Raw genomic sequence first — 23381 nt, 5'->3', positions numbered from 1 at the left:
AGCCGGTTTTCGCGGCAATTCCTAATCCGGCTTCCCTCAGCCCCGCTTTTCCGGCGGCGGCCCCGCACCCGCCGCCGCCGCCAACGCCGCCACCGCCGCGCGGAACGGCCCGCGCAGGGCCGCCGCCGGGGTGCCGAGCTGCGTGCTGCGCGGCACGATCCGGGGCAGTTCAGGGATCACCGCGTCAAAGCGCAGCCCCATGCTCTGCTCCATGTAGCTCTGCGCCAGCCCACCCGGCGCCCCGGCGCGGTTGAGTACCAGCAGCGTCCTGGCACCGCCCGGCAGGCCGGTCAGCCTCTCCAGGTTGCGGATGGAGATCATGCTCGGGTCCATGACAATAACGCGCTGCTGCGCGTTGAGCAGCAGGTCCCGGGCGAAGGGCTCCAACCGCGACCCAGCATCGGCCACGGCGAAATTATAGCGCGCGCGGATGGTCTGGATGAATTTCACCGCGCTCTCATGATTGTACCGCACGGCGTGCTCCAGCGGCTCCAGCCCGGCCAGCACATGCAGCCTGTCGGCGGCATCCTGCATGCAGCGCTCCACCAGCAGCGTGTCCACGCGCTCCGGCGTTTCCAGCACCGCGCTCAACCCGTTGGATTGCGGCAGGTCCAGATGCAGCCCCACGGTGCCGGTATTCAGCATGCCGTCCAGCAGCGTGGTATGGCGGTGCAGCTCGGTGGCGATGTACCAGGCGAGATTGGTGGCCAGGGTCGTGGTCCCCACCCCGCCGCGCGCGCCGGCCATGGCCAGCAGCCGCCCGCCGCGCGCGGTGGCCTGCGCCTCGGGCGGCGCGGCGATGAAGGGCAGCAGGTTGCGCATCACCGTATCCCGAGAGAGCGGCTTGCCCAGATATTCCCGGATGCCCATGCCCTTGGTCACGGTGCGGTAGAAGCTGATATTCTGTGGCTTGCCGATGGCGAGCACCACCGTACCCTCATGCACCACCTCGGCCAGCTCCATCACGGCGTTCATCGGCTGCCCCTCGCCGGAGAGGTCCACCAGCACCACCTCCGGCGTGGTCATGGCCGCGAGGATCTCCAGGCTGGCCTTGAAATCGACCACATGTACCCGGTTATCGGCGGGGACGCGCCCCTCCAGACATTCGCGCAGCAGGGCAGCGCTTGGCTCATCGCTGACAAAGCCTACAAATTTCTCACGCGGCTGCGGCATGGGGCGCGGCAAAGCCGGCATGGCGAAGGCGTGGCTTCCGCCCGGCGCCTGGGCAAGGCGGGGCATGGCGAGGGGCCGGCTGTCATCGGGCATTGGCGGGAATCCTTGGGCTGGATCGGGCTGGAGGACATCGCCGGAATTTTTCCTGACACCCCGATCTGGCCAGACAAAGATTGCTTCGCCGTTAACGGTTGCGGCCTTTCGGGGCAGATATTCTTACTGCCTTCTTTTCCATTGGCGCGGCTTGGCCTATCAGCGCCGCCTCACTCAGGACTTAGGACACGCATGGCTCGGCAAAAGAAAGGCCGCAAACTGGACGGCTGGATCATCCTCGACAAACCCCAAGGGATCACCAGCACGCAGGCGCTCAACAAGGTGAAGCGCGCGCTGGATGCGCAGAAGGCGGGCCATGGCGGCACGCTGGACCCGCTGGCCACGGGCATACTGCCGATCGCCCTCGGGGCGGCCACCAAGACCGTGCCCTACGTGATGGACAGCACGAAGATCTACCATTTCACCATCCGCTTCGGCGAGGCGCGGGATACCGATGACGCCGAGGGCGAGGTCATCGTCACCTCGGACGCGCGGCCCACGGATGACGAGATCCGCGCCGCCCTGCCGCAGTTCATCGGCAACATCATGCAGGTGCCGCCGGTGTTCTCGGCGCTGAAGGTGGCTGGCGAGCGCGCCTACGACATGGCCCGCGACGGCCGCCCGCCGGAACTGCCGCCCCGCCCGGCGCAGGTGGACCGTTTCGAGCTGATCGGCCGCCCGGATGCCGACCATGCGGAGTTCGAAGTGCAGTCCGGCAAGGGGGTGTATATGCGCTCCCTGGCGCGCGACCTCGCCCGCGCCTGCGGCACGGTTGGGCATATCGCGGTGCTGCGCCGCCTGCGCGTGGGCCCATTCCTGGAAAAAATGGCGGTTCCGCTGGACAAATTCCTCGATCCGGCGCATACGCCCGCGTCTCTTGCTGAAACTTTGCTGCCGCTCTCGACCGCGCTGGACGACATCCCGGCTCTGGCCCTGAACGCAGCCGAGTTCCACGCCCTCTCCCAGGGCCAGGCGATCAGCCTGGTGGACCTGATGGGGCGGATTCCCGAAGCCGCCAACCCCGATGAGGGGCTGGTGCGTGTGACGGCGGCGGGGCGCGTTGCGGCTCTGGCCCGGCTCTCCGAGGGCTGGCTGAAGCCGGAGCGCTTGTTTTAACTCTTGTTTTAAGGAACACACGATGTCGATTACCCCTGAGCGCCGCACCGCGCTGATCGCCGAATACGCCACCGCCGCCAACGACACTGGCAGCCCGGAAGTGCAGGTCGCCCTGCTGTCCGAGCGTATCTCCAACCTCACCGAGCATCTGAAGACCCACGCGAAGGACTTCCATTCCCGCCGTGGCCTGCTCGTGCTGGTCGGCCAGCGCCGCTCGCTGCTGGACTACCTGAAGCGCAAGAACGTGAAGCGCTACCAGGACCTCATCGGCCGCCTGAACCTGCGCCGCTGATCGGATAAAAAGAACGGGGCCTTCGGGTCCCGTTTTTTGTGGCGCATGCCGCCCAACAAAAAACGCCGCCCGGCATCCCGGACGGCGTTTTTGATTCTGGCGAGCCGGGGCGCTTAGCGCGCGGCGCGGAGCATCTCGTCGATCCCCTGACGGGTCAGGCCGATATCGGCCAGGCAACGGTCGGAGAGACGATGCAACTCCGCCGCAACCGCTCGGCGCTCACGCCACGCCCGGAACCGGTTCACCAGCGTATCATGGCGCTCAGCGTCCATGATCGGGGTCTGGCGCGCGAAAACGAGCGCACCCAGCTTGCCCAGGGTGGTGTGGTTATGGATAGTCGCGGACATGATTCACCTGTTTTGTCGAGGAGCGGCCGAGTCACCACGACCCAGCAGCACTCCAAATCTGGAGAGGCTTTGCTCTCCGTGCGCCTGCTTATAGTGCATATTGGCGTTTTTTTGTGCGTATTTTGCGGCGGTGCAGCGTTGCGTCGGACGCATGTCATAGGGGTGCAACTATGCTGAAAAATCATGAGGATCGACTCTATGCCTTGCGCGCCCGCCTCGGCGCGGCCGGGTTGGACGGTTTTATCATCCCCCGCGCGGACGAATATCTCGGCGAATACGTGCCCCCCTGCGCCGAGCGTCTGGCCTGGATCACCGGCTTCACCGGCAGCGCGGGGCTGGCCATCGTGCTGGCGGAGGAAGCAGCGGTGTTCTCCGATGGCCGCTACACGCTGCAACTGGAGCAGGAGACCGACCCGGCCCTGTGGCAGCGGCTTCATATCATCGAGAATAAGCCCGAAGCTTGGCTGCGCCCGAGGGCGGCGGGCAAGCGCATCGGCTACGACCCCTGGCTGATCAGCCCCGAGGGGCTGAAGCGCTTCGCCGGGGTGGAGCTGGTGCCGGTGGCCGCCAATCCCATCGACGAGATCTGGACCGACCGCCCCGCCCCGCCTCTGGCCCCGGCGGTGCCGCACCCCGAGACCTATGCCGGGGAGAGTGCCTTATCCAAGCGCACGCGCCTCGCCACCGAGCTGCGCGGCGCCGGGCAGGATGCTGCCATCCTCACCGATCCCGCCTCTTTGGCCTGGCTGTTCAACATCCGCGGCGCGGATCTGGAATTCTGCCCCTTCGCCCTGGGCTACGCCCTGCTGCGCGCCGACGCCACGGCACTGATCTTCATGGCCCCGGAGAAGATAACGCCGGAACTGCGCGACCATCTCGGCCCCGAGGTGACGCTGCTGGACCGCACGGCCCTGCCCGGCGAAATCGCGACGCTGCACGGCAAGACCGTGCGCTTCGACCCTGCCACCCAGCCCGCCTGGTTCGAGACGGCGCTGGCCGAGGCCGGGGCGCGCATCGCCCCGGGGCCGGACCCTGTCGCCCTGCCCCGCGCGCTGAAGAACGCCGCCGAGCAGGCCGGCACCCGCGCCGCGCATAAGCGCGACGGCGTGGCGATGGTGAAATTCCTCGCCTGGCTGAGCACGGCCAGTGGCCAGACCGAAAGCTCCGCCGCCGCCAAGCTCCTCGCCTTCCGCGCCGAGGGCGAGCTGTTCCGGGGCGAGAGTTTCCCCGCCATCTCGGGCGCCGGCGCGCATGGGGCGATCATCCATTACCGCGTCACCCCCGAGAGCGACCGCGAAATCCGCCCCAACGAGGTCTATCTCATCGATAGCGGCGGCCAGTATCTGGACGGCACGACCGACATCACCCGCACCATCTGGACCGGCCCCGCCCCCGCCCCGGATGAGATCCGCGCCAATGTCACCCGCGTACTGGCCGGGCATATCGCGCTGGCCCGGGCGGTGTTCCCCGTGGGCGTGGCGGGCGGACATCTGGACGCTCTGGCCCGCCAGGAGCTCTGGCGCGCCGGGCTGGATTACGACCACGGCACCGGGCACGGCGTCGGCTCCTATCTCTCGGTGCATGAGGGACCGGCCAGCATCTCCCGCGCGGCCAAGCCCGTGCCGCTGGCGGCGGGGATGCTGCTCTCCAACGAGCCGGGTTATTATTTGCCTGGGGCTTACGGCATCCGGCTGGAAAACTTGGTGCTGGTGCAGCCCGCGCTCTTCCCCGGGGCGCTGAAGCCGTTCCTGCGTTTCGAGACGGTCACGCTGGTGCCGTTCGACCGCGCGTTGATCGAGCCCGCCTTGCTCTCGCCGGAAGCGCTGGACTGGCTCAACGCCTACCACGCCCAGGTATACGAGGCGCTGGCCCCGCAGCTCGACGATACCACCCGTGCCTGGGCAAAGGCCGCCACAGCCCCCATATAATGGTTGACCGGGCAAAGCGCTGCATTGCAAAATTGTCGCAAGCGAGTCGCTGAATTCTAGCAGAAAGGCCTGACCATGCGCCTGTTCGTCGCCCTCGACCTCCCCTGGGAGGTCAAAGAAGAGCTCAGCGATCTTTCCTGCAATCTGCCCGGGGCGCGCTGGGTGCCGACGGATAATTTCCACCTCACTTTGCGCTTCATCGGCGAGGCCAATCGCTTGCAGGCCGAAGAGATCGACTTCGCCCTTGCTTCCCTTCGCGGGCGCAGCTTCGAGTTCTCGCTCTCCGGCCTAGGCTGGTTCGAGAAGAACGGGCGGGTGAACACGCTCTATGTGGGCGTGGAGCGCAACGCGGACCTCGCCCGGCTCCAGGCCAAGGTGGAGACGGCGCTGAACCGCTGCGGCCTCGCCCCGGACAAGCGCAGATTCACCCCGCATGTCACGCTCGCGCGCATGGATATGGGCGTCACCCCCTCCCTCACCAGCTTCGTGCAGGCGAACAATCTTTACCGCTCCGCGCCCATCCGGGCCGATAACGTCACGCTGTTCAGCTCCTTCCTGGGCAAGGACCAGCCGACCTACACGCCGGAAGCCGAATACGCCCTGGGGTAACACTTAAAGTCGCGGCGCAGGGGCTGCTGGACTGAACCGGCACATCGCAGCCCATCTCTCCGCCCTCGATCCGTTCTGCACCGATATCCACGTCATCCAGCCGTCACAAAAACTTCACCACCGGCCTATGACTTACCGCAAAGCCCGCGCGCGATGATTCCGCTACCAAACCGGTAGCGGGAGAAAAATCGTGACGGTAAAGAGCGAAATTGTCGGGGTGCTGGGTGAGAGCGAGGTGCTGCTCCCCGGATTGATCAGCGCGGCGCTGGCGGCCAATGACCGGATCAAGCTGCGCCTCTCACTGATGCAGGAGGCCACCGCCAAGGCGCGCGAACCGGCACGGGCGGCGCGGGGCTTCGCGCCAGAGCTGCGTGCAGCCGGACTGGACTCCGAAATGCCGGAAACCGCCCTGGGCCAAGCCAGGTTGCTGGGGCCGGACACGTTGTTCCTCCCTGGCGCCGGAGCACTGCTCGGCGGGTTGAAGACCGATCTCGACGCCATGCTCGCCCCGCTTACCACCGCAGCCATGCCGGAGGCCGCCTCCCTGGCCCCGCGGGTACAGGCTCTGCAACCCGCCCTCGCCCCGCAGGCAGCAGATGAAATCCCGCTCAACCGCATCGCCGCCCTCACCAGCGCCAGCCGCGAGAATGGGAACAAATTCCACGTCCTGGTGATGGATCTGCACAAGGCGCTGAACCAGCTTGCCGCCAGCACCGCCGCCGAGAATCTGGACGGCGCCATGGTGCATGGCCTTACCGATGACGACCGCCACGCCGTGCGCGCCTTCATGCGCGGACTGCACCGCACGGCGCCTTTGGCCTTCGGGCATCCGGGCCTCGGCACCACGGCGGTGCATGGGGCGGCGCATCTGACCATCCAGAACGATATCGGCACCACCGATGCACATGTGCTGGTGGTGCATGTCACGGACGCTGACGTCACCGTCACCTACACGGACATCCACCGCCCGCGCGCCAAATTCTTCATCGACCTGTTCGCGGGCTGGAACGTGGAATGGAGCCCGCTCAACCAGCGCCAAGCCAAGGGGCTGGAGGAAGAGGCGTTCTATCTCATCAATGGCCGCTTCGCTTCTACCGACGCCGGGAAACGCCACGACTTCCTCGCCTTCCTCGGCTCGCGGCTGGTCTTCCTCATCGACTGGAACAAGGCCCGCAAGGCGCTGCAGATCTTCCTCGGCAAGAACGCCGCCATCGGCCTGCTCACCTGGGCGGCGGCGCATGATTACGGCCACCGCGCCTTTCTCGAACTCGGCGGGGCGGAGCTGGTGTACGATGCCGTGCATCGCGCCGCCTCGGGGCGCATCCGCTATGGCGAGCGGCTGGACGACGCGCTGGGCGAGGAAGATTGCGTGGAGTTTCTACGCAACACCCTGCGCGGCACCGCCCAGGGCTTGGCGGCGGGGCGCAGCGCACGGCTGATCCGCGACGAGATCCAGGCCGAACTCTCCCGCCGATTCGAGACCGCCGAGAGCGCGGTGTTCACCCTGCTGGTGCGGCATCTCGGCCTCTCGCGCTGCATTGCCGAAGGCATTGCCGCCTGCCTGGAAAACCCCGCCCCAGCGCGGGACTTCGCCCGCCGCGCCAAGGCCATGGAGGCCAAGGCCGACAAGCTGACCGCGCAGCTGCGCGAATTGGCGGCGCGCATGCAGGGGGCCACGATGCTGCGCCAGGTCATCGACCAAGTGGAGAACACCACCGATGCGCTGGAGGATTGCGCCTATCTGCTTGGCTTGGCGCCCGAGGGGGACGACTGCGCCACCCCCCTGCTTCTGCCTCTGGCCGAGACGGTAACCGGCGCGCTCTCGGCCATGGTGCGGGCGGTGGAAGCGGCCTCCCGCCTGCCCGATGGCCAGCGCGCCGACGCCACCGAGGCATTGCAGGCCATCGACGCCGTGGTGAGCCTGGAACGTGAAGCCGATACCGCCCAGCGCGAAGCCTTCGCCGAGCTGATGCGCACGCCCTGCGCCGATGCCCGCGCCCTGCTGCTGCGCCTGGAACTGACCAAGGCGCTGGAGGGTGCCACCGACCAGCTATCGCACGCCGCCTTCGCCTTGCGGGACCGCGTGCTGGAGGAGCTTTCCGCATGAGCAAATTCGCCCCGCTGTTCATCGGCCTGCCCGGCCACGCCAAGCCGCTGACCAAGGAAGTGGCGGGCAACAAGGCCGCCCAGCTCTGGCGCATGAGCCATCTCGGCCTGAAGGTGCCGCCCGCCTTCGTGCTGCCCGCGACACTCTGCGCCGCCATCAACGCCGGCGAGTCCGAGGCCCTGCACGCGCTGGAGCACGGGCTGCGCAAGGGCATCGCGGAGCTGGAAGCCTTCACCGGCAAGGGCTTTGGCGATGTGCGCGCGCCGCTGCTGGTCTCGGTGCGCTCGGGGGCCGCGCAGTCCATGCCAGGGATGCTGGAAACGATCCTCGATGTCGGACTGAACGAGCGCACGTTGCGCGGGCTGATCGGCCTGACCGGCAATCCGCGTTTGGCCTGGGACAGTTTCCGCCGCTTCCTGCAAATGTACGCCGAGGTGGTGCTGGAGGCGCCCAAGACCGGGTTCGAAACGGCGCTCGCCGACATGCTGCATGCCGAGGACGCCGCCAGCGAGGCGGAGCTGGATTCGGAGGCGCTGGAACGCCTGACCCAGCGCTTCCAATCCCTCGCGGGCGATGTGCCCGAGGACCCGATGCAACAACTGCGCGAGGCCGCGCGCGCCGTGTACCGCTCCTGGGAGGGCGAGCGCGCCCGCGAATACCGCCGCCTGAACCAGCTCGACGGGCTGACCGGCACGGCGGTGACGGTGCAGCTCATGGTGTTCGGCAATGCGGGGCAAAAATCCGGCGCGGGGGTGGCGTTCTCGCGCAACCCCGCCACGGGCGAGAAGGAATTCTACGCCGACTACCTCAGCAACGCCCAGGGCGAGGACGTGGTAGCGGGCCGCCGCCCCACTGGCGGCGCGGGGGCGCTGGCCGCGCAACTCCCCGAAGTGGCGCGCGAGCTGGAAAACGGCGCACGCCGCCTGGAGGCCGCGTATCACGATGTGCAGGACATCGAATTCACCATCGAGCGCGGCGAGCTCTATTTCCTGCAAACCCGCTCAGCCAAGCGCACCCCGCGCGCGGCGCTGCGCATCCTGGTGGATTTCGTCGCCGAAGGGCTGCTCACGCCCAAGGAAGCCCTGGCCCAGGCCGAGGGCATCGACCTCGCCGCCGCGCGGGCAACGCGCTTTGCCGACGCACAAGCCCCGCTCGCCACCGCCATCCCCGCAGCACCCGGTGTGGCCAGCGGCCGCGCCGCCTTCACCGCCGAGCGCGCCAAGCTCCTGGCCGAGAGCGGCGAGCCGGTCATTCTGGTACGGCATGATACCGCCACCGAGGATGTCGGCGGTTTCGCCGTGGCCTCGGGCATCCTCACCGCTACGGGCGGACGCACCGCCCATGCCGCCGTGGTGGCGCGCCAGCTCGGGCGCGTCTGTTTGGTGGGGTGCGCGGCGCTGCGCATCCTGCCCGAGGGCGCGGAGCTGGCAGGGCAGCGTTTCACCGAGGGCGACTGGCTCTCGCTGGATGGCGAGACCGGCGCCGTCACGCTGGGCCAGCGGGAGATCATCTCCGAACTGCCCGCCGAGGAAATGGCCGCCCTGGCCTCCTGGCGCGCTGGACAATAGAGGAAGCGGGACTATGCTGGATGCTCCACAGCCCAGAATCTCTGCCATGACCGACCCTGTAGCTGTACCCGTGCAGACCCTTCGCTTTCTTGCCGATGCCCCGACATTGGCGGCCCTGCCCGGCAGCCCGCTGCTGGACGCCCCACACACCCCGCCGCGCGCCCGGCGTGTCACGCAGCAATATTACGACAGCTCGGATTTCGTCCTGGCGCGGCATAGCGTGTTCCTGCGCATGGCCAAAACCCGGCGCGGGCATCGGCTGGAGCTGCATATGCCGGACGGCGAAATGGCGGCGGATATTCCCGGCGCCACGCCCGACCTCGCCGCCCTCGGCCCTGACTGGGAAGTGGCCGTCACCACGCTGCTGGACGGCGCCGCGCTGCACCCGGCCTTCATCACGGACATCAAACGCCTCACCCGCCGCGCTGGCGAAGTGGAGGTGGCGCTGGAAACCGGCAGCATCCTGGCCGAGGCCGAGAAACAGTACGTGAAGGAAGTGGTGCTGACCGGCCCCGGCTGGGCACTATACCCCTTCGCCCTGACGCTGACCAAGAAATTCCCCATGCAGCTCCAGGCGGACAGCCTGGAAGGCCGCGGCGCGCAGCTCGCCGGGGCCCCCGCACCGCGGCAGGTGAAAGCCGGCACCGGCCTGACCGGCATGCCGAGCCTCGACGAAGCGGTGGTGGACCTCACCCAATCCTGCCTGTCGCAATTCCTCGCCAACTGGCCCGCCTTTTACCGAGGCGACGAAGTGGGCGCCGTCCACCAGATGCGCGTTTCCATGCGCCGCCTGCGCTCGGTGCTGGGGCTGTTCAACCGCGCCCTCCCCTCCGCCGAGTTCTCCGGCTTCCGCAACGAGGCCAAGCGCATCGCCAATGTGATGGGCGAGGCCCGCAACTGGGATGTGTTCCTCGAATTGCTGCATGAGGGCCCCGCCGCGGCCTTCACCACCGAGCCCGGCATGGCGTCGATTCTCGAGCAATGCCGCGAATACCGCGAAACCGGGTACGAGGCCGTGCATACTTTGCTCGCCGACCCGGCGACATCTCGCTTCGTGCTCACGGTGGAGGCGTTCCTGGCCAAACATGGCTGGCGCAACGGCGTGCCGGTGGAGGCGCTGGATAGCCTCACCGCCCCGGCACTGGAGTTTGCCACCGCCAATCTGCTGCGCCTGCACCGCAAGGTGCGCAAGCGCGGCAAGCATATCATCAGCCTCAACGCGCATGACCGCCATCTGGTACGAATCGAGCTGAAGAAGCTGCGCTACGCGGCGGATCTGTTTGGCGGGCTGTTCACGGCCAAGGGCAAGGTGAAGCAATACGCCGCCGCCGCCGCGGGGCTGCAGGAGGAGCTGGGGCATCTCAACGACCTCGCCACCGCGCGCGAATTGCTGGACCGGTTGGACGGCAGCAAGCCCGAAACCGCACGGACGATCGGCATCATCCTCGGCTGGTGCGCGCATTCGGCCCTGGCCGACGACGCTCTGCTGGAAAAACGCTGGAAAGCCTTCACCGGCACCAAGCCCTTCGCCGCCTGACCCCCGCCGCCCGAGCCGCCCAGGCCCTTGAATTTCCCTAAAAAACACTCGAAGATGCGGTGAATTTCGGAAGAGTTGGCCAATGTCTCTGAAACGCCAGGCGGATATCCTGCAGGCCGTGCGCGAAACCGGCAGCGCCAGCATTACCGACCTCGCCACGCGGCTCGACGTATCCACCGAAACGATCCGCCGCAACATCAAACCGCTCATCGAGCAAGGCAGCGTGCTGCGCTTCCATGGCGGCATCATGAGCCCGGACCAGACGGCGGACCCGCCCTTCCAGCGCCGCATGCACCTCAACCAGGCAGGCAAGCGCCAGGTGGCGTCGCTGGTGCTGGACATGGTGCGCGATGGCGATAGCCTGATCCTGGATAACGGCACCACCACCACCTATGTGGCCGAGGCCCTAGCCGCGCGCTCCAACCTCGTGGTGGTAACCAACTCGGCCCAAATCGCCTGCCGCCTCGCCAGCCGCAATAACAACCGCGTGTTCATGACCGGCGGCGAGCTGGGCGGGGACGACGCGGCGGCCTTCGGGCCCAGCTCGATCGAGTTCCTCAAGCAGTTCGAGGTGCGCTGCGCCCTGCTCTCGGTGGCGGGGATCAACGCGCGCGGCGAGCTGGTGGATTTCCATCTCTTCGAGGCCGAATTCTCCCGCGCCGCCATGGCCCAGGCCGAGGAGACATGGGTGATCGCGGATCAGTCCAAGTTTGGGCGCGAGGCGCCGGTGAAGGTGTGTGAGTGGGGCAAGGTGCAGAAGATCATCACCGACGCCCCACCACCCGAGGATTTCATCGCACGCTGTGCCGCCACCGGCGTGCGGATCGTCACCGGCTAGAGCTATATGCGTTTAGCCTGCTGCGGAAGCGGCAAGATAAACGCATGAAATTGCTTGTCAAAATACCAGGCTAGAGCCTTCATCTACAGAACGAACGCTCTAGAAAATTCCGGCGGAGAGCCCGGCGGCCATCGCCTCGCCGAGTGCGGCACAGGCGGCCAGATCCTCCTGGCGCAGCACCTTCTCGGCCAGAATCGCCTCGGGCGTTTGCGCATGGGTGCAAACGATCAGCGGTTCCGCCGCCGCCTGCAACCGCCAGCCTGTGGTGATGCGCGCGATCTGCCGCGCGGCGTTGGTGCCGTCGCTCCCGGCACAGATGAGGCTGGCATAGCGCCGCCCCTCGATACGCCCGAGCACCGGGTAATAGGCGCGATCGAAGAACGCCTTCATCTCGCCCGAAAGCGCGGCTGAATTCTCTGGAGCCGCGAAAATATATGCCTCGGCGGCTAGCAGATCCTCGGCCCGCGCCGCCTCGGCCGTGAGCAGCCGGGTGTGGATTTCAGCCTCGGCCCTGGCCCCGCGCGCCGCCGCACGGGCCATCTGCGCGGCCCCGCCAGTGCGGCTGTGATAAACGATCAGCAAGGTTTTCATCCCGCCCTCCCCGTGGCCATATGAAGTATCCGCGACCGTGTTGACAGTCTCCGCTCCCTCCACCTAGCGTAGCATGGCAAAAAATTAAGGGGTTGGTATGAGCACTTTGGAGTCGTCGCTTACCACGCTGGCGGGGCTGAAAGGCGCGCTGAGCGCGGCGGTCGTTGACTATAACAGCGGCATGGTCCTCGGCAGCAAGGGCAACGGGATCGACATCGAAGTCGCCTCTGCGGGCAACACCGAACTCATCCGCGCCAAGCTGCGCACGATGAAGGATCTTGGCATCACCGGGACGGTCGAGGACATCCTGGTCACGCTGGACCAGCAATATCACATCCTCCGCCCCAGCCAGTCCTCTCCGGGGTTGTTCATCTATTTCATCCTGGACAAGGAAACCGGCAACCTCGCTTTGGCCCGCCGCAAGGTCCAGGATGTCGACCGCGATCTGGTGGTCTGACCAAAACGTTACGAATCTGGCTTGAGAGGCACCGGCACACCAAGCCAGCTCTTGAAGAATTATGCGCAAGTGCGCATGAGAAACATTATGCTGCCTGACTTGAGCGATCATGTGCTCCGCCGCGCCTCTCGCCTGTCCTGCCGCCGTGCCGGGACTAGGAGGCGCGCGTGAGCGGTAATGGCATCCAGGAAGCCGTTACCGCGGCACTGGCCGATGTTCCCGGCTGCCTCGCCATCGCCTTCATCGACATCAGCGCCGGGGTGGCGCTGCATATCGGCACCGCCACGGAGCTGCCGCCGCAGGTGCAGGACCATCTGCCCGCCGCCTCCGCCGGGCTGTTCGACCATGAAGGGCTAGCCCTGTTCGACGCGCAGATTTCCGGCGCCGCCGCCGTCAAGCCGCCGCGCGAGCTAATCGCCAATACCGACACGAGCACCCATGTCTTCCTGCGCGGGAAAATCTACCCGGATTATGGGGCGGTATTCGTCTGCTCCAAGGACGCGAATTTCGGCTACCTGCTCTACAAGGCCCGCGCCGCGTTGGCGCAGATCGAAGCCGCGTTCTAGCCTCCGCTAGGCCAGCTTCAGCGCGATAAACCCCGCCAGAATCAGCACCGCGATGGTGGCGGTGACGAGGCCGAGCCGGTCCTCGATGAAATGCCGAGCTGGTTCGCCGAAGATGCGCAGCAACAGCGCTTCGAGAAAAAACCGCCCCCCGCGCGTGATCAGGCTGGCCCCCATGAACAGCGGGAAGCTGAACGCCGCCGCCCCCGCCGCGATGGTGACGATCTTGTACGGGATCGGCGTCAGGCCCTTGATGAGGATGACCGCCACACCATACTCGGCGAATTTGTGCTGAAACGCGGCGAAAGCGGCGTCGTAATGGTAGAAATGGATGAGCGGCTGCGCCAGCTTGGCGAACAGCGCGTAGCCGATGAGATAGCCCAACGCCCCGCCCGCCACGCTACCCAGCGTGGCGAGCGCCGCAAACAGCGGCGCCCGGCGCGGATTGGCCAGCGCCATGGGGATGAGCAGCACATCCGGCGGCAGGGGGAAGAAACTCGCCTCGGCGAAGGCGAGCCCCAGCAGCCAGAGCGGCGCGCTGGGGCGCTCCGCAAGAGCGATTACATTGTCGTAAACCCGGCGCAGCACGGCGGGGCTCAGTTCTGCGTGATGATGGAGCGGTGGCGCAGATCGTCCAGCAACTGCTGGGACTCCATCTCCACCCGGCGCTGGATGATGATGTTGCCGATCTCGTCATCCGAGGGCAGCGCCTCGGCCTGCTGCTGGCGCGAGCAGACCATCACCACGGAAACGCCATCGCGCGAAACCAGTGGCTGGCTCACCTGCCCGAGCGGCAGACCGCCAAGCAGGTTCTGGAATGCCGCCGGGGTAACCGTGGCGAGATTCACCGGGCCGGGGTCCGCGGGGCGGATATTGCCATAGCTGGCGTTCAGCTTGGTCATGTCGTCGCAGGAATGAGCCTGCTTGCCCTTGGTGGCGAGATCGTTGATCACCCCCGCCTGGGCGGGACCGATCTGCCCGTCGGTGATCGGGGTGGGATACTTGGCAAAGACCTGGCGGATGCTCAGCACCGTCTGCATCTGGTTGCCCACCTCGTGCTTATCCTGCAACTGCACGATCTGGTAGCCGCCGGGCACGCGGATGGGGTTGGAGATGGCGCCCACGGGCATCTCCGTCACCGTCGCGGCGACAGGCGCATCAAGCTGGTTCAGCTCCACATAGCCGAGATCGCCGCCCGAGAGGGCCGACTGGTCCTGGCTGAACTGCGCCGCGATGACCGGGAACGGCGCGCCCGCGCGCAGCTGCGCGATCACCGTGTTGGCGAAGTTGCGGGCAGTGGCGTCGTCATCCGGGTCGGTGACGGGGATGAAGATCTCCGCCAAATGGTACTGCGTGCTGCCCAGAGACGCCTTCAGCGCGGCCTTCTCGGCGTTCATGTCACCCGGCGTAGGCTGCAGCCCCGGCCCCAGCACTTGGTGCAGCACCTGCTGCCAGCCGAGTTGGGTGCGGATCTGGGCCAGCATTGTGGAGAAGGGCACGCCGAGCGCCTCCAGGCGCTGGCGCAGCCCGCCCACGGGCATGTTGTTGCCCTGCTCAATATGCCCGATCGCCCCGGCCACATCGTCATCACTGACGATGATGTTGCGCTTGGCGATTTCCTGCTGCTGCAGTACCTCGTCGATGAGATGCTTGGTCACCTGCGGCGAGAGGCGGGAGATCACGTCGGGCGTCGGGTTCATGCCGGCGGAAATGGCGAGCAGCCGGGCCTTGGCGTACACGTCCTGCGAGGTGATGATCTGGCCGTTGACCACCGCGGCGATGCTGGCGCTATCCGACGCCGCAGAGGTGCTGGCGCCCCCCTGCGCCGGGGGTGCGGCAACCGGTGCCGCGGCCTGCGCCACGGCTGGTGCGGCGAAGCAGGCGGACGCAAGCAGGGCGGCACGGAAAAAATGCTTCATATGGCGCTGAATCCAACATTACCGAGGGTTTTGAACGTGAACTGGAGGAGCACCGCCGTGTCGCCGTGATCCAGATTGTAGGAGGTGAACCGCTTATTGAAGATCAGGCTGGCGCCGAAACAGTCGTTCTGCCAGCCGACATTGGCGCTGACATTGTCGAACTTGCCGGTCTGGAGGTTGCGCTGCATCCCGCCACCGAGCGACCAGGGGCCAAAATTCGAGGACACCGAGGCGATGATTTCCTGCCTGGGCACGAAATACCCCGCAGGCGGGTTGAGCGTGACCTGCCCGTTGGTGCTGGCGGTATCGTACAGCACGTAGGGGTTGGTGTTGCTGTAAAGATACCCGCCGGTGACGCTGAGCGCATTCGTGCCGACCGTGGCGGTGGTGTCGATCATCCGCACGCCCAGGCTCGAATGGTCGAGCCGGGTGCGGTAGGCGACGTTGAACCACTGCACCGGCGTGAAGATGAGGTGGCCGACGATGTCCGAGGCGTTGCCGGTCAGGCCCGAGCCGGGCAGGAAGTCGTAATTCTTGTGGAAGCGGTAGGACTCGCCGGCCAGGAAATCGATGCTGCTGCCCGAGGGCATGTACCAGGCGGCATGCAGGGCGTAATCCACACGCTCGCCGCCCTCCAGCCGGTCGATGCCCGGGTAGTGGTTGAGGTCGAACAAATTGGCGTCCGAGAATTCAAGGTCGAGGCTGTCCTCGTTCGGGATGCGGTTGTTCTGGGTGATACCGATATTGGGCGAGGCGACGAACTGCACCTCCGGCTCTATGAGCTGCGAGCCCAGGCTGCCGCCATTGCGCAGCCAGGGCCAGCGCAGCATCACAGCGCCATAGATCTGCCCACGCGAGACATTGTTGGAGTTGATCGTGCTGTAATTCGGCTGCTCGAACATCTTGCCGGTGGAGTAGGTGGCGCCGATGAGTTGCACCCGCGCCGTGCCCACCACGCCCGCGGGCAGCATTAACGGCACGCTGTAGCCCGGCTCCGCCGCCGCGCGCACCGTGTTGGTGCCGGTCTTGCGGTACACGTTGAACACGTTGGCATCCAGGCTGAACTGCCCGCCGATGGCGTCGGGGTCCGAGAGGAAATGGTACTGCCCGTACGGGGCGACGATGGGCAGGCGGTTCTGGTCCACGCTGGACACCAGGCCCTGGAAGGTCTCGGCATCCAGCCGGGCGTAGGAGCCGGCGGAGAAACCCTCCAGATACACGCTGCTGGTCAGATACGAAGCGTTCGGCAGGACGGTGAAATCGTCCAGGTACTGCGCGCTGGAGGCGCGGTCGTACTGGAAGCCCGCGCGCCAGTCCTGGTTCAGGTCGAACGTGCCGGTGGCGAACACGGCATCGCCGAAATGTCCGCGGTCCCGACCGCCGGAGGCGATGATATTGAGCGTGCCCCGGTTGAAGGCGCGGCGGTATTCGCCGTGCAGCGCCGGCCCCTCCTTAGAGCCGATGATCGGCGTCAGCGTCAGGTCTGAGGAATCGCCCAGCACCCAGTAATACGGCGTGGTGACGAAGAAGCCGAGCCGCGAGGTGGCGCCGATGGAGGGGATCATGAAACCGCTCTGGCGCTTCACCGAGGGATCAGCCTCGGTCATATACGGCACGTAAAACACCGGCACGCCCTTGAATTCCATGGTCGCGCCGTGGAACTCGATGATCTTGTGCTGTAGGTCGCGGGTGACGTGGTCGGCCTTGATCTGCCAGGTGGGGGCGGCGCGCGGGTCGGTCTTGCAGAGGTCACAGGCAGAGTAGACGACCTTGGTCAGCTCGTCGATCTCGCCGTTGTAACGCTCCCCGCCATTGGCGATGAGCCGGGCATTGTCGGCCAACCGTGCGGCGACGCCCTTCAGCACCGCATCCTTCATGCCCTGGCTCAGCACCGCGTGCTCGGCATACACCGTCTCGCCCCCCGGCTGGGTGAGCGCCACATGGCCGCTAGCCGTGGCCACATTGGTGGTGCGGTCGAGCGTCACCGTGTCGGCATGCAGCGTCTGCCCGTTCTGGATGGCGCGCACATGCCCGGTGGCGGTCACGATATTGCCGGTCTTGTCATAAGAGACCGTGTCGGCGGTGAAGCTCACCGGCGCGTTCTTTGACAGGTTGTTTCCGCCTGTGGGCGACAGGGGCAATTGTTGCGCCTCCGCCACGCCGGCGAGGCTGGTGGTTGCTGCGAGCAGGAGCAGAAATTTGCCGGTTCGGGTCATGCCTCAGCCATCTTCCAGATGCAGCAACAACGCAAGCGCCAAAAACAATCCGGCCAGGGCGGGCGCCCAAGCCGCGAGCACCACCGGCACCGCGCCGGAGGTGCCAAACTGGTTGGCGACCTCGGAAACCATGAACAGGGTGAAGCCGCTAGCCACGCCGGAAACCAGCATGGAAAGCGCGCCCCCGCGCCGCGAGGTGCGCATGGAGAAGCCCGCGGCGACCAGGGCCATGGTGGCGCAAAGCAGCGGCAGCGCGGCCAAAGCCTGGAACGCCAGCTCATGCTGGGTGGCCGAAAAGCCCGACTGCTTGAGCAGGCGGATGAAGCCCGGCAGCGCCCAGAAGGAAAGCGAATCCGGCGAGGCGAAGCTCTCCTGCACGCGGTGCACCGTAAGGTCGGTGGGGAAGGCCAGCGTATCGGCATGCTGGGGCGCGTTGTCGGGGGCTAGCACGCTGGCGTCGCTCAGCATCCAGTTCCCCGCATCGAGCGTGGCATGGGCCGCCTCGATTCGCGCCAGCAATGAGGTCTGGCCGTCCAGGCGCAGGATCGTCACCTTGTCGGCCTGCAAGGAGTTGCGGTGCAGCACCACGTCCCGCGCGTGCAGCACGGCCACGCCATCCGGCACCAGCCCGGTATCGGCCTGACGCACCCACAGCTCCCCGCCATTGAGCGAGAGCGGGCCGCCGCCGGGCTTGAGATAGACATTGTCCAGGATCTCGGCGCGGCTATACATCAGCGCCGAGACCGGGCTGACGCCGCCAGTGCCAAACGCGCCTAGCAAAGCCGCCAGCAGCACCGGCACGGCCAGGAACTGCCAGGCGGAGATTCCCGCCGCGCGCGCCACCACCAGCTCGGAGGAACGGGCCAGCCGCCAGAAGGCGAAGATACCGCCCAGCAGCACGGCGAAGGGCAGGATCTGCATCAGGCTCCAGGGCATGCGCAGCACCTCGATCTCGGCGATGATGCCTAAGCCCGCCTGCGGCCTTGTCGCGGATTCGCGCAACAGCTCCAGGAAGTCGAACAGCGAGACGAGTGCCGTCAGGGCGAACAGCATCACCGCCACGGCCAAGGCGAAGACCCGGCCGAAATACAGGGACAGGGTGAGCGGCAGCTTCATCCGCGCGGCGCACCCTGGCGCGTGAGCATGAAGGCGGCGCCGGCCCCCGGCAGCAGCGCCACCATCCAAATAAGCGGCAGCAGCCGTGTATCGCGCGCCGCGAGGTTGCCCACCCCCAGCCCGAGCGCCACCAGCGCGGTGACAATGGCCACGGCGGCGGCCGGGCGCAGCAGCCCGCCATGGCGGCGGAACACCCCGCCAAGCGCCGCGACCAGCCCGATCAGCGTGTAGCTCAGCGCGGTGAGCGGCGCGGTCAGGCGGCGATGCGCCTCGACCAGCCATTTGCCCCGGTCGCTAGGCCGCAAATCCGGGCCGGGATGCAGCAGCGCGGGCAGCGACGCCTCGGAGGCATCCACATATTCCGGCGCGCTGGCCTTGGCCGGCTGCGCCAGCGACAATTCGTTACGCGTAAAGCTCAGCACGTCCAGCCGCCCGGTCTTGGGGTCGATCTGCTCGCGCGAGCCGTCCCGCAGTTCCACCATCGGCCCGGCGGGGTTGACGATGAGCCGCCCGGTGCGGGCCAGGATGGTCGCCGGGGCGGAGGGGTCGCGCCCATCCTCGATGAGAATGCCGCGCAGGCTGTTATCCGCCCCGCGCGACTGCACGTACACCGTGATACCACCCGAAACCGGGGTGAACACACCGGGCTCCAGCAAAAACGCGGCGATCTGGTTGCGGATTTCATACTGATAGTCGCGGAACGCCCCCAGGCAGGCGGGCACCACGGCGAGGTTGAGGACATAGCCCAGCAGCACCGCCCCCCCGGCCACGGTGAGCGCCGGGCGGGCAAGAGAGAAGTCGGACAGCCCGATGCCGCGCATGATGGTGATTTCACGGTCACCCGCGAGGCGCCCATAGATGAACAGCACCACGATGAAACAGGTGATCGGCAGGATGGTGGCGACGAAGCTCGGCACCAGCAGCGAGGTGAGCCGCAGGAACACCAGCGGCGAGAGCCCATGCGCCACGATGATCTGGATGAAACGCAACGACTGGGTGAGCCAGATCAGCGCCACGAATCCCAGCGTGACCAGCAGCAGCGCCACAACCAGCTGAAAGCTGATGTAACGGTCGATCCGGTTGAAATTCAGGCGGCGCGGCATGGCGTGAGTTCTGGCGGGGACCCGGGTTGATGGCAAGAGCGCCAAGCCATGCCCGCCGATTAAGGCAAATCCATGATGCGGCGGACAAAAACAAATTACACGTTGCGAGTACCACAGTTTATATGTTGTAATTCCAACATACGTTGCAGCAAGGAGGCTTGGGCGATAATGTATGACGAGGATTTCCTGAGCCGGTTGCAGTCCGGGCTGCACGCGGCGCTGCCCGCCTGGGGGCTGCCCGGGGCGACAAAGCTGCGCCTGCTGACGATTTCCGAGAACGCCACCTATCTGGCCGAGACGCCGGAGGGCGAGCGGCGGATCTTCCGCGTCCACCGCCCCAACTACCACACCGAGGCCGAGATCCGCTCGGAGCTGGCCTGGATCGAAGCGCTGGGCAATGATGGCGTGGTCGCCACCCCGCGCCCCCTGCCCGCGCTGGATGGCCGCCGCCTGGTCGATTTCTTCGATGGCGAGACCCACCGCTACGCCGTGGCCTTCGAGTTCATGTCCGGGCGCGAGCCAGATGCCGAATCCGACCTCGTGCGCTGGTACGGCGTGCTGGGCGAGATTACCGCCCGCCTGCACCAGCACAGCCGGGGCTGGGCCCGCCCGGATGGATTCGCGCGCAAGCTCTGGTCGTTCGAGACCATCATCGGCCCCGAGGCGCATTGGGGCGACTGGCGCACCGCACCGGGGCTGGATGCCAATGGCCTCGCCACGCTGGAGGAGGCCGAGACGCTGCTCGCCCAGCAGACCGCCGCCTACGGCTCCGGGCCGGAGCGCTTCGGGCTGGCGCATTGCGACATGCGCACCGCCAACCTGCTGGTGGATGGCGAGCGGCTGGGCGTGATCGATTTCGACGATTGCGGCCTCTCCTGGTACGCCTATGATTTTGCCGCCTCGGTCAGCTTCATGGAGCATGAGCCGTTCATCCCGGCGCTGATGCGCGCCTGGGTGGAAGGCTACCGCCGCGTGGCACCCTTCAGCGCCGCCGAGGAAGCCGCCCTGCCGATGTTCGTGATGCTGCGCCGGATGCAGCTTACCGCCTGGATCGCCAGCCACGCCGAGACCCCCACCGCGCAGGCGATGGGCGAAGCCTATGTGCGCGGCAGCGTGGCCCTGGCCGCGGAGTATCTCCGCCAGCACGCCCTGGAGAATGTGGCATGAGCGCGACCAAGCAGATCCTGGCCCTGAACCGCTTCGACGGTGACGACACCAGCCACTTCCCGCCCGCGCTGGCCGAGCGCGTCGCCCGCCGCCGCGCCACCTTCGGCGCCGCCTCGGTACTGTTCTACGAGCAGCCCATCGAGATGGTGCGCGGCGAGGGCGTGTATCTCTTCGACGCCCAGGGCAACCGCTATCTGGACATGTATAACAACGTGCCCTCCGTGGGGCATTGCCACCCGTCGGTGGCTTCGGCCATCGCGGCGCAGGCGGCGCGACTGAACGTGCATACGCGCTACCTCAACCGGGGCGTGGAGACTTATGCCGAGCGGCTGCTCTCGCTTTTCCCAGAGCCGCTGACCAATCTGGTAATGACCTGCACTGGCAGCGAGAGCAACGACCTCGCCATGCGCATCGCCACCACCGTCACGGGCAAGGGCGGGTTCATCGTCACGCGCGCGGCTTATCACGGCAACACCTCGGCGGTGACGGCCATCTCCCCCTCCTCCTTCTCCGCCGCCCCCGTGGCGCCGCATGTGCGGCTGATCCCGGCGCCGCTGGCCGAGGGTGACGTTGCCGGGGTATTCGCAACCAATCTCCGCGCCGCCATCGCCGAGCTGGAGGAGTCCGGCATCGGCTTCGCCGCCCTGGTGGTGGACAGCATCTTCTCCTCCGACGGCATCTTCGCCGACCCGCCAGGCTTCCTCCAGGCGGCGCTGAGTGCGGCGCATGAGGCCGGGGGCTTGTTCATCGCTGACGAGGTGCAGCCCGGCTTTGGCCGCACCGGCGGCGGCATGTGGGGCTTTGCGCGCCATGGCATCGTGCCGGACATCGTGACCATGGGCAAACCCATGGGCAACGGCTTCCCCATGGGTGGCGTCGTCACCCAGCCGGAGTATCTGGCCCGGTTCTGCGCCAGCACCGGCTATTTCAACACCTTCGGCGGCACCCCGGTGGCGGCGGCGGCGGGCAATGCGGTGCTGGATGTGATCGCCGAGGAATGCCTGATCGAGAACGCCGCCCTTAGCGGCGATTTCCTCAAGCAGGGGCTGCTGGAACTGCAAAAGGAATTCCCACGCATCGGCGGTGTGCGCGGGGCCGGGCTGTTCATCGGGCTGGATTTCAACGACCCCGAGTCCGGCACGCCGGACCAGCCCTATGCCAGCTACATCATCAACGCGATGAAGCGGCACCATATTCTTATCGGCGCGGCCGGGCTGTACGGCCACACGCTGAAGATCCGCCCGCCGCTCTGCTTCAATATCGGCCACGGCACGGTGTTTCTGGAGACGCTGCGCAAGGTGCTGGCGGGGGGCTAAACCCTCCGCTTGTCGTCCAGCACGGCAATCCCCCACAGCATCAGCCCGCCAGCGGCCAGCGCCGCGCCTACCCAACCGGCGGAGCCCCAGCCGAATCCGGCGGTAATGGCCAGCCCAGCCAGCCACGGCCCCAGCGCGTTGGCGATGTTGAACGCGGAGTGGTTGAGCGCCGCCGCCAGGGTCTGCGCGCCCTCGGCCACCTGCATCAGCCGCGCCTGTAGCGGCGTGCCCAGCCCGCCAATGCCGCCGATCAGCAGCACGATGACGCCCATGCTCCATGGCGAATGGATCATGAACGGGTAGACACACATGCAGGCGATGGACCAGATCAGAACGCCCGCCACGGTGGGCATCAGCGCGCGGTCGGCCAGCCAAGCGCTGAGCAGGTTGCCAATGGTAAAGCCCGTGCCGAGCAGCGCGAGCATCATCGGCACCACCTCCGGCGCGGCGTGAGTAACCAGCAGCAGCGTGGAGGCGAGATAGGTATAGACGGCGAACATGCCGCCGAAGCCGATGGCCCCCATGCCCAGCGCCAGCCACACCTGGAGGCGGCCGAGCGCCGCCAGTTCGCCTAGCGGCGAAGGCGCGTCACCGCCATGCTGTTTCTGGCGCGGGGCGAGGGTCTGCACCAAAGCGGCGGTGATGAGCGGCAGCAGCGTGACGAGCCCGAAGGCCCAGCGCCAGCCGACCGTCTGGCCGATGAAATTGGCCAGCGGCACGCCGAAGATGGTGGCGATGGTCAGCCCCAGCAGCACGCGGGACATGGCCTGGGCGCGCTTGTTCTCCGGCACCAGCGAAGCCGCGACCAGCACGGCGACGCCGAAATACGCCCCGTGCGGCAACCCAGCGATGAAGCGGAACACCAGCATCCAGCCCGGTGACGGCGCAAAGGCCGTGAGCCCGTTACCAACCGCATAGACCAGCATCAGCCCCACCAGTACATCGCGCCGGGGCAGATGCGCCGCAGCCAGCGCCAGCACCGGCGCGCCAACCACCACGCCCAAGGCATAGGCGCTGATGACGTGACCCGCCTGCGGGGCGCTCATCCCCAGCCCGGCGGAGAAATAAGGCAGCAGCCCCATGGTGCCAAACTCGGTGGTGCCAATGGCGAACCCACCCATGGCCAGCGCGAACAGCGCGAGATTCACCTGCAGCTTTTGCCGCGCAGCCTCAGTCATCATTACCCCCAGACCTTACCGCCCGGAGGTGATGCTGCGGTGCGTCAATGTCAAGCTGAAGGGGAACAGGACGCGCACGACCAAAATTAATCAAATCCAAACCAGCCCGTGTCATCCAGGGACGGTCGCCCGGCTCCGTAGGAAAAA

General features: G+C 66.8%; 21 protein-coding genes. 12 read left to right on the top strand and 9 right to left on the bottom strand.

Going from position 1 to position 23381, the window contains the following annotated elements; all coding sequences use genetic code 11:
• Positions 1-36: 36 nt before the first annotated feature.
• Positions 37-1266, bottom strand: a complete 1230-nt coding sequence (locus HNP71_RS05100) for an AAA family ATPase (protein WP_183265805.1) — start codon at positions 1264-1266, stop codon at positions 37-39.
• 192 nt (positions 1267-1458) lie between these two features.
• On the opposite strand from HNP71_RS05100, the gene truB reads away from it, so the two are divergent.
• Positions 1459-2382: a tRNA pseudouridine(55) synthase TruB gene (gene truB, locus HNP71_RS05095; RefSeq protein WP_183265804.1), complete on the top strand. Its 924-nt coding sequence runs from the start codon at positions 1459-1461 to the stop codon at positions 2380-2382.
• A 22-nt stretch (positions 2383-2404) separates the two neighbouring features.
• On the top strand, positions 2405-2674 hold the full coding sequence (rpsO, locus tag HNP71_RS05090; protein WP_183265803.1) for a 30S ribosomal protein S15: 270 nt from the start codon (positions 2405-2407) through the stop codon (positions 2672-2674).
• 113 nt (positions 2675-2787) lie between these two features.
• On the opposite strand, the gene HNP71_RS05085 is transcribed toward rpsO, so the two are convergent.
• Positions 2788-3021, bottom strand: coding sequence for a DUF1127 domain-containing protein (locus HNP71_RS05085; protein WP_221246637.1), 234 nt, complete (start codon positions 3019-3021; stop codon positions 2788-2790).
• A 170-nt stretch (positions 3022-3191) separates the two neighbouring features.
• Here HNP71_RS05085 and HNP71_RS05080 point away from each other — a divergent pair, with 170 nt between their 5' ends.
• The 6 genes from HNP71_RS05080 to HNP71_RS05055 all read left to right on the top strand — a co-directional run bounded on the left by HNP71_RS05080 (position 3192) and on the right by HNP71_RS05055 (position 11608).
• Entirely contained in the window at positions 3192-4949 is a 1758-nt protein-coding gene (locus tag HNP71_RS05080) for an aminopeptidase P family protein (RefSeq protein WP_183265802.1), read from the top strand.
• 75 nt (positions 4950-5024) lie between these two features.
• Positions 5025-5558: an RNA 2',3'-cyclic phosphodiesterase gene (thpR, locus tag HNP71_RS05075; RefSeq protein ID WP_183265801.1), complete on the top strand. Its 534-nt coding sequence runs from the start codon at positions 5025-5027 to the stop codon at positions 5556-5558.
• Positions 5559-5748: 190 nt separating this feature from the next.
• Positions 5749-7665, top strand: a complete 1917-nt coding sequence (locus tag HNP71_RS05070; RefSeq protein WP_183265800.1) for a hypothetical protein — start codon at positions 5749-5751, stop codon at positions 7663-7665.
• Positions 7662-9233, top strand: a complete 1572-nt coding sequence (locus HNP71_RS05065; RefSeq protein WP_183265799.1) for a PEP/pyruvate-binding domain-containing protein — start codon at positions 7662-7664, stop codon at positions 9231-9233. Before HNP71_RS05070 ends, HNP71_RS05065 begins: the two co-directional genes overlap by 4 nt.
• A gap of 46 nt (positions 9234-9279) precedes the next feature.
• On the top strand, positions 9280-10770 hold the full coding sequence (locus HNP71_RS05060) for a CYTH and CHAD domain-containing protein (protein WP_183265798.1): 1491 nt from the start codon (positions 9280-9282) through the stop codon (positions 10768-10770).
• 82 nt (positions 10771-10852) lie between these two features.
• Positions 10853-11608 (top strand): DeoR/GlpR family DNA-binding transcription regulator, encoded by a 756-nt coding sequence (locus tag HNP71_RS05055; RefSeq protein ID WP_183265797.1) that lies wholly within the window; start codon positions 10853-10855, stop codon positions 11606-11608.
• Between the two features lie 99 nt (positions 11609-11707).
• Here HNP71_RS05055 and HNP71_RS05050 read toward each other — a convergent pair whose 3' ends face one another.
• Complete coding sequence (locus HNP71_RS05050) at positions 11708-12199, bottom strand: flavodoxin family protein (protein WP_183265796.1); 492 nt, start codon at positions 12197-12199, stop codon at positions 11708-11710.
• A 97-nt stretch (positions 12200-12296) separates the two neighbouring features.
• Between HNP71_RS05050 and HNP71_RS05045 the strand changes: the two genes are divergently transcribed.
• Both HNP71_RS05045 and HNP71_RS05040 read left to right on the top strand, forming a co-directional pair.
• Positions 12297-12656 carry a hypothetical protein gene (locus HNP71_RS05045; RefSeq protein ID WP_183265795.1) on the top strand — a complete coding sequence of 120 codons (360 nt, stop codon included), beginning with the start codon at positions 12297-12299 and terminating at the stop codon, positions 12654-12656.
• 167 nt (positions 12657-12823) lie between these two features.
• Positions 12824-13222, top strand: coding sequence for a hypothetical protein (locus tag HNP71_RS05040; protein WP_183265794.1), 399 nt, complete (start codon positions 12824-12826; stop codon positions 13220-13222).
• Positions 13223-13228: 6 nt separating this feature from the next.
• Here HNP71_RS05040 and HNP71_RS05035 read toward each other — a convergent pair whose 3' ends face one another.
• Genes HNP71_RS05035 through lptF form a run of 5 tightly spaced genes read right to left on the bottom strand, consistent with a single transcriptional unit; the run spans position 13229 to position 19573 of the window.
• Entirely contained in the window at positions 13229-13807 is a 579-nt protein-coding gene (locus HNP71_RS05035) for a VTT domain-containing protein (protein ID WP_183265793.1), read from the bottom strand.
• An 8-nt stretch (positions 13808-13815) separates the two neighbouring features.
• On the bottom strand, positions 13816-15138 hold the full coding sequence (locus tag HNP71_RS05030; RefSeq protein WP_183265792.1) for a peptidylprolyl isomerase: 1323 nt from the start codon (positions 15136-15138) through the stop codon (positions 13816-13818).
• Positions 15135-17354: an LPS-assembly protein LptD gene (locus tag HNP71_RS05025; RefSeq protein ID WP_183265791.1), complete on the bottom strand. Its 2220-nt coding sequence runs from the start codon at positions 17352-17354 to the stop codon at positions 15135-15137. The genes HNP71_RS05030 and HNP71_RS05025 overlap by 4 nt, the downstream gene beginning before the upstream one ends.
• A 3-nt stretch (positions 17355-17357) precedes the next feature.
• A complete protein-coding gene (gene lptG / locus HNP71_RS05020; RefSeq protein ID WP_183265790.1) occupies positions 17358-18470 on the bottom strand; it encodes an LPS export ABC transporter permease LptG in 1113 nt (370 codons plus the stop codon).
• Entirely contained in the window at positions 18467-19573 is a 1107-nt protein-coding gene (gene lptF / locus HNP71_RS05015; protein WP_183265789.1) for an LPS export ABC transporter permease LptF, read from the bottom strand. Before lptF ends, lptG begins: the two co-directional genes overlap by 4 nt.
• A gap of 168 nt (positions 19574-19741) precedes the next feature.
• Between lptF and HNP71_RS05010 the strand changes: the two genes are divergently transcribed.
• Both HNP71_RS05010 and HNP71_RS05005 read left to right on the top strand, forming a co-directional pair.
• Entirely contained in the window at positions 19742-20740 is a 999-nt protein-coding gene (locus tag HNP71_RS05010; RefSeq protein WP_183265788.1) for a phosphotransferase enzyme family protein, read from the top strand.
• Positions 20737-22056 (top strand): aspartate aminotransferase family protein, encoded by a 1320-nt coding sequence (locus HNP71_RS05005; protein ID WP_183265787.1) that lies wholly within the window; start codon positions 20737-20739, stop codon positions 22054-22056. The genes HNP71_RS05010 and HNP71_RS05005 overlap by 4 nt, the downstream gene beginning before the upstream one ends.
• Here HNP71_RS05005 and HNP71_RS05000 read toward each other — a convergent pair.
• Positions 22053-23237 (bottom strand): MFS transporter, encoded by a 1185-nt coding sequence (locus tag HNP71_RS05000; protein ID WP_183265786.1) that lies wholly within the window; start codon positions 23235-23237, stop codon positions 22053-22055. The two genes, HNP71_RS05005 and HNP71_RS05000, sit on opposite strands and share 4 nt — an antisense overlap.
• Between the last annotated feature and the right edge of the window lie 144 nt (positions 23238-23381).

This window comes from Acidocella aromatica (genome assembly GCF_014201825.1).
In the GTDB taxonomy this organism is placed as follows: domain Bacteria; phylum Pseudomonadota; class Alphaproteobacteria; order Acetobacterales; family Acetobacteraceae; genus Acidocella; species Acidocella aromatica.
The sequence above is the reverse complement of the archived record's forward strand: the minus strand, read 5'-3'. Positions and strand labels throughout refer to the sequence as shown.

Coding starts and splice junctions, on each gene's coding strand:
- HNP71_RS05100 (WP_183265805.1), bottom strand. CDS start 1,266: ATGCCCGATGACAGCCGGCCCCTCGCCATGCCCCGCCTTGCCCAGGCG.
- truB (WP_183265804.1), top strand. CDS start 1,459: ATGGCTCGGCAAAAGAAAGGCCGCAAACTGGACGGCTGGATCATCCTC.
- rpsO (WP_183265803.1), top strand. CDS start 2,405: ATGTCGATTACCCCTGAGCGCCGCACCGCGCTGATCGCCGAATACGCC.
- HNP71_RS05085 (WP_221246637.1), bottom strand. CDS start 3,021: ATGTCCGCGACTATCCATAACCACACCACCCTGGGCAAGCTGGGTGCG.
- HNP71_RS05080 (WP_183265802.1), top strand. CDS start 3,192: ATGCTGAAAAATCATGAGGATCGACTCTATGCCTTGCGCGCCCGCCTC.
- thpR (WP_183265801.1), top strand. CDS start 5,025: ATGCGCCTGTTCGTCGCCCTCGACCTCCCCTGGGAGGTCAAAGAAGAG.
- HNP71_RS05065 (WP_183265799.1), top strand. CDS start 7,662: ATGAGCAAATTCGCCCCGCTGTTCATCGGCCTGCCCGGCCACGCCAAG.
- HNP71_RS05060 (WP_183265798.1), top strand. CDS start 9,280: ATGACCGACCCTGTAGCTGTACCCGTGCAGACCCTTCGCTTTCTTGCC.
- HNP71_RS05055 (WP_183265797.1), top strand. CDS start 10,853: ATGTCTCTGAAACGCCAGGCGGATATCCTGCAGGCCGTGCGCGAAACC.
- HNP71_RS05050 (WP_183265796.1), bottom strand. CDS start 12,199: ATGAAAACCTTGCTGATCGTTTATCACAGCCGCACTGGCGGGGCCGCG.
- HNP71_RS05045 (WP_183265795.1), top strand. CDS start 12,297: ATGAGCACTTTGGAGTCGTCGCTTACCACGCTGGCGGGGCTGAAAGGC.
- HNP71_RS05030 (WP_183265792.1), bottom strand. CDS start 15,138: ATGAAGCATTTTTTCCGTGCCGCCCTGCTTGCGTCCGCCTGCTTCGCC.
- HNP71_RS05025 (WP_183265791.1), bottom strand. CDS start 17,354: ATGACCCGAACCGGCAAATTTCTGCTCCTGCTCGCAGCAACCACCAGC.
- lptG (WP_183265790.1), bottom strand. CDS start 18,470: ATGAAGCTGCCGCTCACCCTGTCCCTGTATTTCGGCCGGGTCTTCGCC.
- lptF (WP_183265789.1), bottom strand. CDS start 19,573: ATGCCGCGCCGCCTGAATTTCAACCGGATCGACCGTTACATCAGCTTT.
- HNP71_RS05010 (WP_183265788.1), top strand. CDS start 19,742: ATGTATGACGAGGATTTCCTGAGCCGGTTGCAGTCCGGGCTGCACGCG.
- HNP71_RS05005 (WP_183265787.1), top strand. CDS start 20,737: ATGAGCGCGACCAAGCAGATCCTGGCCCTGAACCGCTTCGACGGTGAC.
- HNP71_RS05000 (WP_183265786.1), bottom strand. CDS start 23,237: ATGATGACTGAGGCTGCGCGGCAAAAGCTGCAGGTGAATCTCGCGCTG.